Source organism: Aeromonas sp. R2-1 (genome assembly GCF_040908425.1).
GTDB classification, from domain to species: domain Bacteria; phylum Pseudomonadota; class Gammaproteobacteria; order Enterobacterales; family Aeromonadaceae; genus Aeromonas; species Aeromonas caviae.
This window is the reverse complement of record NZ_JBFODR010000023.1, coordinates 278686-291456: the sequence shown is the minus strand read 5'-3', so window position 1 is coordinate 291456 and position 12771 is coordinate 278686. Positions and strand designations below refer to the sequence as shown.

Sequence of the window (12771 nt, the reverse complement as noted above, 5' to 3'; positions counted from 1 at the left end):
GCGGGCCCAGAGTAGCGTATTGCTTTTTGTACAGGCAAGCGCCAAGATCCCGCCTGCGGTGCGGGCAGACATGGAAACAGACCACCCTGTTTCCCGCTTCGCGGCACCGGGGCACCAGACAGCCCCGCTCATCCATTACCAGAGGCCCGGTTCTGTGCGTCATCTTCCCATCAAACGTGTTGTCAGCCTGGCGGCGGGAGTCCTGCTCGGTCTCTGGGTGCTGGTGCTGCTCATCCACATGCAGGGAGAGAGCCAGGCCGCCCTGCACGCGGCGGCACGGGACAGGGCACAGGCGCTGGTCGCCTATGCCGCCCGGGACATGCGCCGCTGGATCAAGGAGGACAAGGAGAGCGAGCTGGAGAGACTGGCGCAGGATCTGGCCGCCGAGCCTGACATTCTGGATGTCACCCTCTATGACGCCCGCGGCATTCCCCTCGCCCAGTCGGACAACGCCCTGCCGCTGGACAGTCTGCTGCCCATCGGCAGCGACAACAAATCCCTGCCGGAGCAGGGCAAGGGGCGCATCCAGTTCGTCCAGGAGATCCAAGACGGAAACCTGACCCTGGGCTATCTGAGGATCACCCTGGAAGAGCAGAAACTGCTGGCCGCACAAGATACCCATCTCAAGGTCAACCAGGAGAAACAGCGCCTGATGTTGCTGGTGATGCTGCTGGCCGGCCTGCTCATCTCCTACGGGGTGCGTCGCAACTACATGCGGGTGCGCAAGCACAAGAAACAGAGCAAACCCGCCGCTCCGCAATAAGCGGGAGTGGATCACATCCTCCGGCTTGTATATAACACTGGCAAGATCACTGGCAGGAGAGCCACATGATTGCCCCCCCCTTGCCGCTGGATGAACACAGTCGACTGGAACGACTGCGCATCCTCGGCCTGCTCGACCACGAGCCCATCGATCAGCTTGATCGCCTCACCCGGCTCATCACCCGGCATTTCGCACTCCCCATCGCCATGGTCTCCCTGACCGACGTGAACAGACAGTGGTTTCTCGCCCGCACCGGGGTCGATATGTGCGAGATCAACCGGGAGCACTCCTTCTGCGGTCATGCCATTTTGCGCCCCGACATCATGCAGGTACCGGATGCCAGACGGGATCTCCGCTTTGCCGACAATCCGCTGGTGACCGATGATCCCGGTGTGGTCTTCTACGCCGGCCGCCCCCTGCGGGCGCTGGATGGCGTGGTGCTCGGCACCCTCTGCCTGGTGGACCATGTGCCGCGCCATCTCGACGAAGATGCCTGCCGGGATCTCGACGACTTCGGCCGCCTGGTGGAGAACACCCTGCACGATCTGGAGCGGCGCCACCAGGTGCGCACCCTCAACCAGGTGCTGGAAGACAAGGAGCATCTCTTCACCCTCACCTTCAACCAGTCGTCGGTGGGCATGGCCCTCTCCTCCCTCGAGGGGAAATGGTTGAGAGCCAATCCGGGGCTGGAGCGGCTGCTCGGTTACAGCGAGCATGAGATGCTGAGCCGGACCTGGCTCGCCATGACCCATCCCGAAGATCTGCAACGGGAGCAGCCCCTGTTCGATGCCCTTATCGCGGGGCAACGGCAGGATTACCGGCTGGAGAAGCGGATGATCCGGGCCGATGGTACCCAGTGCTGGGTCCAGCTCAGCGTGACCCTCTGTCAGAGCCGCACCATGGCCCCCCACATGATCGCCGTGTTTGCCGACCTCACCGAGCGCAAACAGGCCGAAGCCGAACTCGTGCGGCTGCAGCAAGGGCTCGAGCAGCAGGTGCAGTCACGGACCCGGGAGCTCTCCCGCACGGTGGAGCAGTTGCATCAGGAGATGCACGAGCGCGGCGCCATGCAGCAGCAGCTGTGGCAGGAGCAGCGCCGCTTGCAGCACATGCTGGAGCACACCAGCAATGCCTTCCTCGAGCTCGATGCCGATTTCATCATCACAGGCTGGAACCCGGCCTCCACCACCCTGCTCGGCTGGCACGCCGACGAGATGCTGGGCCGTCCCCTCTTCGGGCTGCTCGGCGCCGAGCATCCCCTGCTGAGCCTGTCAGGCAACCCGCAGAGTCCGCCACGGCGGCTGGAGTGCGACATCATCACCCGCACAGGCCGGCACATCCCGGTCGAGGTGATTGCCGAGCGTTACCAGTTCGACGGCAAGGTGCGCATCGCCCTGTTTTTGCACGACATAACGGCCCGCCGCCAAGTGCTCGCGGAGATCGAGCGTGGCCGTGCCCGACTGCGGGCCATCACCGATGGCCTGCCGGTCACCATCAGCATGGTGTCACCCGAGGGGCGTTACCTGTTCGCCAACCAGGCCTATTGCCGCTACTTCGGGCTCGATACCGAACAGATGCGGGAAATGAGCGTGCGGGACGTCATCGGCGAGGAGGCCCACGGCAGGGCCATGGCCTATGTGGCAAAGGCCCTCGCCGGTGAGCAGGTGAGTTTCGAGCACCGTTTCGATCTGCCCATAGGTCAGCGTGACCTCAGGATCACCATGATCCCGAGCCGGGGCGACGAGCCCGGGGTCTACATCCTCGGCAGCGACATCACCGAGTTCAAGGCGCTGCAAAGCCAGCTGGAACACGAGGCGGCTCACGACCCCCTCACCGGCCTGCCCAACCGGCGAGCCTTCACCCTGCGCCTCTCCCGGGAGCTGGAGCGGGTACGTCAGAATGCCGAGACCCTGGGGCTGCTGTTCCTCGATCTCGACGGCTTCAAGGGAATCAACGACAGACTGGGCCACCATATCGGCGACGCCCTGTTGCAGCGCTTTGCCCAGGTGCTGAGTGCCGAGGTGCGCCCGGGGGACATGGTGGCGCGCCTGGCCGGCGACGAGTTCACCATCATACTGCCTGCCCTGCGCCAACCCGCGCAGGAGCTGCCTGCCCTATGCGAGCGACTGCTGGCGGCCATGGCGGTTCCCGGGGACGTGGCCGGTCACCGGCTGCCCCTTGCCGGCAGCATAGGGGGTGCCCTCTGTCATTCGGGCCAGTATTGTCACATCGATGATCTGCTGCACCGGGCCGATGCCGCCATGTACCAGGCCAAGCAGTCGGGCAAGGGGCGCTTCGCCCTCGATCTCAGCACGGCATAAGGGACTGTCAGCCCCCCAAAGCAACGGGGAAGCCTCATGCCTCCCCGTTTCTTGACCCACTCCCAGTTCCCCGCAGCTTGGCAGATCGGGAGTCAACGCCCCTCTCACCTGCTGGCTTTCAATCCGAAACGATCTCCCAAGAGCCGTCAGGCTTCTGGCAAGCAGTACCGAAGGCATCCTCCTTCTTGCCACCCACCGTGATGGTCTGCTGGAATTCGCGGCAGTAGCGGCCACTGCTGCTGGTCCCTTCCCGCACCGCAGTCACCGAGCCGGAGGCGTCACCATTACTCCAGGTGACGGGATCGTTCAGGGGTGCCGTGGTCGCCTTGACCTGGGCAGCCTCGTGCTCCCGCTGCTGCTCCTCATTGATGTTGTCGAGGATCTTCAGGGTAATGGCGGTGAAGGCCAGCCACTTCCAGGCATCGTTGTCGTCGTAATAACTGCCATAGCCCCCATACCAGTGGCCATAGGGACGAACCACCACCACGTCGTGATAGACACGGCGCCGATTCGGTGGCACGACGATATTGTTGTGGTGATTGTCGATGACCAGGTTGTTGCCCCTGATGTCACGACTATTGTCGATGTGGCGGTTGTCCAGCTGATGGTTGCCCTCGACATGGCGATCCTGTATCTGACGCTGGTTGACATGAACCGGCCGGGTCGCCTTGTCCCGCGCCCTCACATTGCCCCACCCCTCGTTGAATTTTACCGACTCCCGATTGGCCTGACGGGGCACGGCCCTGTGCTGCACCGCGTGGGGCTGGGATACCCGCTGCGGCGCCGACCTGTGCTGGGGCATGTGCTGGCCCCTGCCCTCCAGCGCCAGCGCCTCCTGCCAGAGCGTCGGGACTATCAACATCATGGCAAGCAGCATCGGAGGCAGGATATATATTCGTTTCATGGTGTTAGCCTCATGAGGAGTTGCCCGAAAGTATAGACAGCGCAACTCGCCAGCTGAGTTTTCCATCCCGATGAGGCATAAAAAAACGGCGACCCCTGGGTCGCCGTTTTTGCGTGGAGCCGAAGCCTGGGATCAGTCACCCAGCAGGACGGAGTCCAGCGCGATTTCGATCATGTCGTTGAAGGTCAGCTGACGCTCTTCGGAGGTGGTCTGCTCACCAGTACGGATATGGTCGGAGACGGTGCAGATGGTCAGCGCCTTGGCACCGTACTCGGCGGCCACGCCATAGATACCGGCGGCTTCCATCTCGACACCCAGGATGCCGTATTTTTCCATGACGTCGAACATGGAGGGGTCCGGGGTGTAGAACAGATCGGCGGAGAAGATGTTGCCCACGCGCACGGCCACGCCCTTGTTCTTGGCGGCCTGAACGGCATTGGCCACCAGGTCGAAGTCGGCGATGGCGGCGAAGTCGTGATCCTTGAAGCGCAGACGGTTCACTTTGGAGTCAGTGCAGGCACCCATGCCGATCACCACGTCACGCAGTTTCACGTCTTCACGCACGGCACCGCAGGAGCCCACGCGGATCAGGGTCTTCACGCCGTAGTCGGTGATCAGCTCTTTTGCGTAGATGGAGCAGGACGGGATGCCCATGCCGTGGCCCATGACGGAGATGCGACGACCCTTGTAGGTGCCGGTGAAACCGAACATGTTGCGCACGTCGCACACCTGCTCGACGTTCTGCAGGAAGGTTTCGGCGATGTATTTGGCACGCAGGGGGTCGCCCGGCATCAGCACGGTATCAGCAAAGGCGCCATCTTTCGCATTGATATGAGGAGTTGCCATTCTCTTTATTCCTTCACACTAGGTTGAGTTTTATTGTCTTTATGGATTGTCCGCTGCCTGCGCGGCGGCGGTACATTACAGGAAACCGGGGCCCTGTGGCACCCCGGGCAGGCGAACCGGCCCGGGGTCACCATCACAGGAAGCTGGTACCGTATTGCAGCTTGGGCAGGCCGTGGTAGGCCGCGATGCTCTGGCCGATGTCGGCGAAGGTCTCGCGACGACCGACGGAGCCCGCCTTGACCGGCTTGCCGTAGAACAGTACCGGAATGTATTCGCGGGTGTGGTCGGTACCACTCCAGGTCGGGTCACAGCCGTGGTCGGCGGTCAGCACCACCACGTCGCCATCCTGCAGCAGGTCGAACAGCTCCGGCAGGCGGGAGTCGAAGTACTCCAGCGCATCGGCGTAGCCCTTGACATCACGGCGGTGACCGTAGGAGGAGTCAAAGTCCACGAAGTTGGTGAAGACGATGGTCTGGTCACCGGCCGCTTTCACCTCTTCCAGAGTCCTGTCCCACAGCTCGGTCAGACCGGTCCCCTTCACCTGCTTGGTGATGCCCTGCTGGGCATAGATGTCGGCGATCTTGCCGATGGAGACCACCTGGCCACCCGCTTCCTTCATGTAGTCCAGCACGGTCGGCGCCGGCGGCAGCACGGAGTAGTCGTGGCGGTTGCCGGTGCGCTTGAAGTTGCCCTTGCCGCTGCCCACGAACGGACGCGCGATGACGCGGCCGATGTTGTAGGGCTCCAGCAGCTCGCGCACGATGTGGCACAGCTCATAGAGCTTCTCGAGGCCATAGGTCTCTTCGTGGCAGGCGATCTGGAACACGGAGTCGGCAGAGGTGTAGAGGATCGGCTTGCCGGTGCGCATGTGCTCTTCGCCCAGATCGTCCAGCACCTGGGTGCCGGAGGCGTGGCAGTTGCCCAGATACCCGGGCAGACCGGCCTTCTCGACGATGGCATCCAGCAGCTCCTGCGGGAAGCTGTTGTGATGGTCGTGGAAATAACCCCACTCGAACAAGACGGGCACGCCGGCAATCTCCCAGTGACCGGACGGGGTGTCCTTGCCGGAGGAGAGCTCCTGGGCAAAGCCGTAGGCGCCGACCACTTCGATGTCCTTGTTCAGTCCGGCCGGGAAGGTGCCGCTGGCGAGTTCGCCCGCGTGGCCCAGACCCAGCTTGCTGAGGTTTGGCAGGTTGAGAGCGCCACGGCCCTCGATCTCACCGGCGGCGCACGCCTTGGCGATATGGCCAAGGGTATTGGCACCCACGTCGCCGAACTTGTCGGCATCGGCGGCAGCACCAATACCGAAAGAGTCCATCATCAGAATAAAGGTACGTTTCATGGGACTTCCCCTTGTTACAAATCAGCCAGACCGATGCGACGGTAAACCTCGGGCAGCGCCTCTGGTCGGGTGTCGCCGATCTTCACGGCAGCCTGCACCATGCGGGCAGCCTCGGCAAATTGAGCTTCTGTCTGAGCGTGGATCAGGGCGAGCGGCTTGTCAGCATCGACGCTCTGACCCAGGCGGATAAAGTCGGTCAGACCGACGGCATAATCGAGTTTGTCGGCGGCGGCGCGGCGACCGCCCCCCATGGCGACCACGGCCAGACCCAGTTCACGGGTATCCATCGCGGTGACGAATCCGCTGTGGGCCGCGTAGACGGGGCGCACGATGGCGGCTTTGGGCAGGTAGGCGTCATAACGCTCCATGAAGTCGGCGGGACCGCCGAGGCCGGTCACCATGCGCCCGAAGATCTCGGCGGCCTTGCCGTTGTCGAGCACCGCCTGCAACCTGGTGCGGGCATCGCCGTCATCGCTGGCCAGGCCGGCGGAGATCAGCATCTCGGCGCACAGGGCCATGGTCACTTCGTGGATGCGCGGGTTGCGATACTCACCGGTCAGGTAGCGCACCGCTTCGCGCACTTCCACGGCGTTGCCGGCGCTGGAGGCCAGCACCTGGTTCATGTCGGTCAGGAGTGCTGAAGTACGGCAGCCGGCACCGTTGGCCACGGCGACGATGCTCTTGGCAAGCTCTTCAGAGGCTTCAAAGGTCGGCATGAAGGCGCCGGAGCCCACTTTCACGTCCATCACCAGGGCTTCGAGCCCGGAGGCGAGCTTCTTGGAGAGGATGGAGCCGGTGATCATGGCAATGGACTCGACGGTGGCGGTGATATCCCGTACCGCGTAGATACGCTTGTCGGCCGGGGCGAGATCGCCGGTCTGGCCGATGATGGCGACCCCCGCCTCTTTCACTACTTTCAGGAAGCGGTCGTTGTCGACCGAGGTCTGGTAGCCGGGGATGGCATCCAGCTTGTCCAGGGTACCGCCGGTGTGACCGAGACCCCGGCCGGAGATCATGGGCACGAAACCACCGCACGCAGCGACCATGGGGCCCAGCATCAGGGAGACGACGTCACCCACGCCGCCGGTGGAGTGCTTGTCGACGATGGGGCCGCCCAGATTGAGGTGGTCCCAGGTCAATACCATGCCGGAGTCGCGCATGGCGCAGGTCAGGGCGACCCGCTCATCCATGGTCATGTCCTTGAAGTAGACCGCCATGGCCAGGGCCGCGATCTGCCCCTCGCCGATGGTGTTGTTGGTAATGCCCTGAACGAAGAATTGAATCTCTTGGGTACTGAGCGCTTCACCGTTGCGCTTCTTGCGAATAATTTCTTGAGGCAAAAACATCTTTCATTCCCTCCGTGCATCACGCACGAACACAGACCGAACCAGATCCGGAAGGGGGCGGCGCACCGCCCCCTTCCACCGCTTAGTAACCGCTGGTATTGGCAGGCTTGTCGCCATGCCCCAGGGTCGCCAGCAGGCTGGCCAGCAGACTGGAGGCACCGAAACGGAAGGTGCGGGCGGATACCCAGTCCTTGCCCAGGATCTCTTCGGCCATGGCCAGGTACTGACCCGCCACGGCGGCGTCTTTCACGCCACCGGCCGGCTTGAAGCCCACTTTCGGGTTCTTGGCCTTGATCACTTCCATCATGATGCGGGCCGCTTCCGGGGTCGCATTGACCGGCACCTTGCCGGTGGAGGTCTTGATGAAATCGGCACCGGCGTCGATGGAGATCTCGGAGGCGCGACGGATCAGCGCCTCTTCCTTCAACTCGCCGGTCTCGATGATCACTTTCAGCAGTACCTTGGCGCCGCAGGCTTCCTTACATGCTTTGACCAGATCGAAGCCGACCTGTTCATTGCCGGCCATGAAGGCGCGGTACGGGAAGACCACGTCCACCTCGTCGGCACCGTAGGCCACGGCGGCGCGGGTCTCGGCCACGGCGATCTCGATGTCGTCGTTGCCGTGGGGGAAGTTGGTCACGGTCGCGATGCGCACGTCGGCGGCGCCGATGTCACGCAGGGTCTTGCGCGCGATGGGGATGAAACGGGGGTAGATGCAGACGGCGGCGGTCAGGCCGGCCGAAGACTTGGCCTTGTGGCACAGGTCGATCACCTTCTGATCGGTGTCGTCATCGTTCAGGGTGGTCAGGTCCATCAGGTTCAGGGCGCGTTGGGCGGCCACTTTCAGATCAGTCATGCTATGTCTCCAAAGTCTTGTTAAGCCCCATCACCCGCGATCGGCTTCACCGAACACCAAGGGTCGGCAGAGACGTTCCCGGAGCAACGGGATATGGAATTGCAGCGCAAATGCACAGGCAATACGGCTGCAAATAAGGCAAGAGCCCTGTCACTTTCTTACAAAAGTGCGGACTTGGTTCCATGAAGACTTGAGAAAGGCCGACTACGCAGACCCGACTTCCCAATCAATTCCATTTGACCGCCAACACCCGGATTCACCGGGCATTAGTCAATGCCAGCACCCTGCTGGCATCGCCTATTTCAGCCGAGATACCCCGTGTTTGCAAGCCGGATTTGCCAATTTCAGAGGTACCTCACACCCGGCAAATCCAGCGCTGGAAGGCGCTTAAGAGAAGAAGCGGGTCAGGATCCAGGAGTAGGCAATGCCCCCCAGATAAACCCCCACGATCCCCATGACGCCGGAGAGGACGGGCGGCGCCGGTATCGGCAACTTGAGGAAAGAAAACAACACCCCAACGATAAAGCCGGCCGCCATAGCCAGTAGCACTTCATTCATAGAACCTCCGATTTGACTCACTTTATTATTAGTCTTGACAGGAAAACGGTTGTCACCACCCCAAACGAGAACGCCACAGCAAATCGCTGTGGCGTTCGTCTTTATCCTGTCGTCAGGCAATGTTACATGCCGGACAGCGCCAGGAAGAAGCCTGCGATGGTCGCAGACATCAGGTTGGACAGGGAACCTGCCAGCACGGCCTTCAGACCGAACTTGGCGATGGTGCCGCGACGGTTCGGTGCCATGGAGCCCAGACCACCCAGCAGGATGGCGACGGAGGACAGGTTGGCGAAGCCGCACAGGGCGAAGGAGATGATCGCCTTGGTGTGCTCGGACATGGCCACACCGTTGATCAGTACTTCATCCTTCAGGTAGGGGGCGAAGTTCAGGTAAGCCACGAACTCGTTGACCACCAGCTTCTGACCGATGAAGGAACCGGCCACGACCGCTTCGCTCCAGGGCACGCCGATCAGGAAGGCCAGCGGGGAGAACAGCCAGCCCAGCAGCAGCTCCAGGGAGAGTTGCGGGTAACCGAACCAGCCGCCCACACCGGAGAAGATGCCGTTGATCATGGCGATGAGGCCGATGAAGGCCAGCAGCATGGCACCCACGTTCAGGGCCAGTTGCAGACCGGCGGAGGCACCGGCGGCAGCGGCGTCGATCACGTTGGCAGGTTTGTCGTCCAGCTCACCTTCTGCGGTGTTCTCGTCGTAGCTCGGGGTCTCGGTTTCCGGTACCAGCAGCTTGGCGAACAGCAGACCACCCGGGGCAGCCATGAAGGAGGCTGCGATCAGGTATTCCATCTTGACGCCCATGGAGGCGTAACCGGCCAGTACGGAGCCGGCAACGGAAGCCAGACCACCACACATGACGGCAAACAGCTCGGAGTCGGTCATCTTGGAGATGAAGGGACGTACCACCAGCGGGGCTTCGGTCTGACCGACGAAGATGTTGGCAGTGGCGGAGAGGGATTCGGTACGGGAGGTGCCCAGCACCTTCTGCAGACCGCCGCCCAGCAGCTTGATCACCCACTGCATGATGCCGAGGTAGTAGAGTACCGCGATCAGGGAAGAGAAGAAGATGATGACGGGCAGGACGCGGAAGGCGAAGACGAAGCCACCGCCACCGAACACTTCGAACATCTTGTTGCCAACCAGACCACCGAACAGGAATTCGATGCCGTTCTGGCCATAACCGATGACGCTGGAGACGGCGTCGGACACGCCCACCAGGATGTCACGACCGACCGGCACGTAGAGCACGAAGGCCCCCAGACCGGCCTGGATGGCAAAGGCGCCACCTACGGTACGAATTTTGATTGCCTTGCGGTTGCTGGAGAACAGCACCGCAATCAGGACGAGCGTCGCCATCCCTACCAGACCCATTATCAGATTCATTATTAACACTTCCTCTTTAGTAGCACCTGCCAGCTTGTTAACGATTTGTGTATTGAAGCCGCTAATCAAGGGTGCGCATTATACTAATTACGGTGCGACAAAATAGAATACTGGTCACATTTTATAAGCCACAAATGGCCTGAACATCGTTTAATTAGACCGCAAACGATTTTTATGGGCCCTATTTTTTATCACTCGGTCATCATTTGATAATCAAATGTTAATTTCATGATTTCCTAGGGGGAACAGCCGCCGGGTGGAGTCATGTAACACCGAAATAACATCCTCCAGCGGTTGCTGCCGCAATTGTGCCAACAAGCGGGCTATGGTCGGCAGGCTGGCCGGCGTGTTCACCTCCCCCTGCTGGCCTTGCAGCGGCATGTCGGGAGCGTCGGTTTCCAGCAGCAAGGCCTCCAGCGGCATCTGGCGTATCGCCTCCCGGGTCTTGTTGGCCCGCTCATAGCTGATGACCCCCCCGATCCCCAGCCTGAAACCCAGTTGCCAGAACACCTCCGCCTGATGCAGGGAGCCGCTGAAGGCGTGAATGACCCCCCCTTGTGGCGGAGTGAAGCGCCGCAGGATCTTGGCCACCGTGTCGTTGGCACGCACCGAGTGGACGATGAGGGGCAGCTCATGCGCCATGGCCAGTCGCACCTGCGCCTCGAACATCTCGACCTGCCCCTCCTGCGGCACATGGGAGCGCAGATCCAGCCCGCACTCCCCCACGGCCACCAGCCCACGGGGCCGACTCGCCAGCAGGGTCTCCAGCCGGGTCAGTGCATCCCGGGGCTGCTTGCCCACATACCAGGGATGGATCCCCAGGCCATAGCGGATGTCGTCGTGGCGCTCGGCCAGCGCCATCACCCGCCTCCAGTTTTCCTCTCCCACGGCGGGGATGATATACTCGCCCACCCCCAGCTGGCGCCACCGGGTCAGCAGCGCCTCCCGATCGGCGTCAAAGACCGGAAAATCGAGGTGGCAGTGGGTGTCTATCAATTCCATGTCGCGCTTACCTGTCTGTCGTACTCAATGGGTTCATTCCATGCCAACACACGTTTCCCGAGGCTTTACCCTGATAGAACTGGTACTGGTCATCATCGTGCTGGGGATCCTGGCCGTGACCGCCCTGCCCCGCTTCATCAACATCCAGGACGACGGGCTCAAGAGCAGCGTCTCGGCCACGGCGGGCAGCTTTGCCAGTGCCGCCCGGCTCGCCCACGCCGGCTGGGCGGTCAAGGTGAAGGGGGAGCCCCTGGCACTCTACAACTTTAGCGGCATGGGCAGGCAGGATCTCGACATCAACAGCCATGGCTGGCCGGTGGGCACCAAGGAGGACCAGGGAGGTCAGGGGCCCGATACCGTTTTCCCCGGTGGCGACAGCGATCAGATTTCCGTCAGCAGCCGGGACGACTGCGAGAGCCTGTTTGGCGCCCTGCTCGATACCGATCTGACGGTGGCCGATGAGTTGCACCAGGATTCAGACAGTGACTACATCTCCCGGCTCATCCCGGCAGACGCTCAGGCTGACGGCGCCCTTCGTCACGACAACTGCCGCTATACCCTGCGCAGCTCCGTGGGCCGCTTCCCGGCATACCCCGACGGGCTCTCGTTCGACTACAACAGCGTCACTGGCGCCGTGACCCGCCAGTTCCAGTGAGGTCGTCGCCCTTCTCCGGGCACTTCTCGTCTTCATCATGGCGTACCGGCGCGCAGCAGCGCCGGTTCTCCGGTGTGAGTCCCCACTCCTGGCACCAGGCATCGTAGCGAGCCAGCCAACGCAGCAATATCCCCTTCATGGGCGCCTCCTTGTCTTGATGGTTTCCCCACAAGCCTGCCCCAATCCAACTCCCCAGACCAGCATCTCGGGGCCAGCGGCGTCATGGCCTGTCCAGCGGCAGCAGCAGCCCCATGGAAATCTCGTCCACATAGCCCTCGTCCAGCCGATAGGCCTGCCGTCTCACCCCTTCCTCCACGAACCCGCACTTGCGATACAAGGCGCGGGCCACCTCGTTGTGGGCCATCACTCCCAGCACCAGCCGGTGGATACCGAGATCCCTCGCGGCCGCGATCAGGGTACGCAGCAACCGTTCACCCCATCCCTGCCCGCGCGCCCCCGAACGCAGCCCCATCACCACCAGGGCGCAGTGGCGGTTGCGTGCCAGGCCGCCACCAAGGAGCGCGGCAAACCCTTGCACCTCCCCCGCCAACTCCAGCAGCCACATGGCCTGATTGGGGGACGCGGCCATGGCCTCGAGCCGCCTGCGCTGCCCCGCTATGTCCGAGGGGTGCTCTCCCGCTTCATACAGCATGAAGCGGGTCTCCCTGTCCAGTTGCCCGAAGAAGCTGTCCAGCGCCGCCGCATCCTCCACCCCTGCCATACGAATCATCACGCCGACCTCCCTGCCTGGTGGTTCTACCGACCACGACCATAAAAAAAC

The 12771-nt window shown here is 62.3% G+C and carries 13 protein-coding genes; 3 read left to right on the top strand and 10 right to left on the bottom strand.

Going from position 1 to position 12771, the window contains the following annotated elements:
• The first annotated feature begins 154 nt into the window (after positions 1-154).
• Positions 155-763, top strand: a complete 609-nt coding sequence (locus AB5Y80_RS07615; protein ID WP_010673032.1) for an AhpA/YtjB family protein — start codon at positions 155-157, stop codon at positions 761-763.
• A 65-nt stretch (positions 764-828) separates the two neighbouring features.
• Positions 829-3084, top strand: a complete 2256-nt coding sequence (locus AB5Y80_RS07610) for a PAS domain S-box protein (RefSeq protein ID WP_368172749.1) — start codon at positions 829-831, stop codon at positions 3082-3084.
• 118 nt (positions 3085-3202) lie between these two features.
• Here the strand turns inward: AB5Y80_RS07610 and AB5Y80_RS07605 are convergent, their stop codons facing one another.
• From AB5Y80_RS07605 to AB5Y80_RS07570, 8 genes are all read right to left on the bottom strand, one after another.
• Positions 3203-3988, bottom strand: coding sequence for an RT0821/Lpp0805 family surface protein (locus AB5Y80_RS07605; protein ID WP_223956164.1), 786 nt, complete (start codon positions 3986-3988; stop codon positions 3203-3205).
• A 132-nt stretch (positions 3989-4120) separates the two neighbouring features.
• Positions 4121-4834, bottom strand: a complete 714-nt coding sequence (gene deoD / locus AB5Y80_RS07600) for a purine-nucleoside phosphorylase (RefSeq protein ID WP_368172748.1) — start codon at positions 4832-4834, stop codon at positions 4121-4123.
• A 133-nt stretch (positions 4835-4967) separates the two neighbouring features.
• A complete protein-coding gene (locus tag AB5Y80_RS07595) occupies positions 4968-6176 on the bottom strand; it encodes a phosphopentomutase (protein WP_010673030.1) in 1209 nt (402 codons plus the stop codon).
• A gap of 14 nt (positions 6177-6190) precedes the next feature.
• Positions 6191-7522 carry a thymidine phosphorylase gene (gene deoA / locus AB5Y80_RS07590; protein WP_069652232.1) on the bottom strand — a complete coding sequence of 444 codons (1332 nt, stop codon included), beginning with the start codon at positions 7520-7522 and terminating at the stop codon, positions 6191-6193.
• Positions 7523-7604: 82 nt separating this feature from the next.
• Positions 7605-8378, bottom strand: a complete 774-nt coding sequence (gene deoC / locus AB5Y80_RS07585; RefSeq protein ID WP_368172747.1) for a deoxyribose-phosphate aldolase — start codon at positions 8376-8378, stop codon at positions 7605-7607.
• A 387-nt stretch (positions 8379-8765) separates the two neighbouring features.
• Positions 8766-8936: a XapX domain-containing protein gene (locus tag AB5Y80_RS07580; protein WP_010673027.1), complete on the bottom strand. Its 171-nt coding sequence runs from the start codon at positions 8934-8936 to the stop codon at positions 8766-8768.
• Between the two features lie 122 nt (positions 8937-9058).
• Positions 9059-10333, bottom strand: a complete 1275-nt coding sequence (locus tag AB5Y80_RS07575) for a NupC/NupG family nucleoside CNT transporter (RefSeq protein WP_039039944.1) — start codon at positions 10331-10333, stop codon at positions 9059-9061.
• Positions 10334-10546: 213 nt separating this feature from the next.
• Positions 10547-11335, bottom strand: coding sequence for a TatD family hydrolase (locus AB5Y80_RS07570; protein WP_368172746.1), 789 nt, complete (start codon positions 11333-11335; stop codon positions 10547-10549).
• A gap of 40 nt (positions 11336-11375) precedes the next feature.
• Here AB5Y80_RS07570 and tppF point away from each other — a divergent pair, with 40 nt between their 5' ends.
• The gene (tppF, locus tag AB5Y80_RS07565) at positions 11376-11990 is read left to right on the top strand and encodes a type IVa pilus pseudopilin TppF (RefSeq protein WP_029313748.1); all 615 of its coding nucleotides are present in this window, start codon (positions 11376-11378) and stop codon (positions 11988-11990) included.
• On the opposite strand, the gene AB5Y80_RS07560 is transcribed toward tppF, so the two are convergent.
• Together AB5Y80_RS07560 and AB5Y80_RS07555 are read right to left on the bottom strand one after the other, a co-directional pair.
• Positions 11959-12129: a hypothetical protein gene (locus AB5Y80_RS07560; protein ID WP_368172745.1), complete on the bottom strand. Its 171-nt coding sequence runs from the start codon at positions 12127-12129 to the stop codon at positions 11959-11961. The two genes, tppF and AB5Y80_RS07560, sit on opposite strands and share 32 nt — an antisense overlap.
• Positions 12130-12210: 81 nt before the next feature.
• Positions 12211-12720, bottom strand: a complete 510-nt coding sequence (locus AB5Y80_RS07555; RefSeq protein ID WP_368172778.1) for an N-acetyltransferase family protein — start codon at positions 12718-12720, stop codon at positions 12211-12213.
• Between the last annotated feature and the right edge of the window lie 51 nt (positions 12721-12771).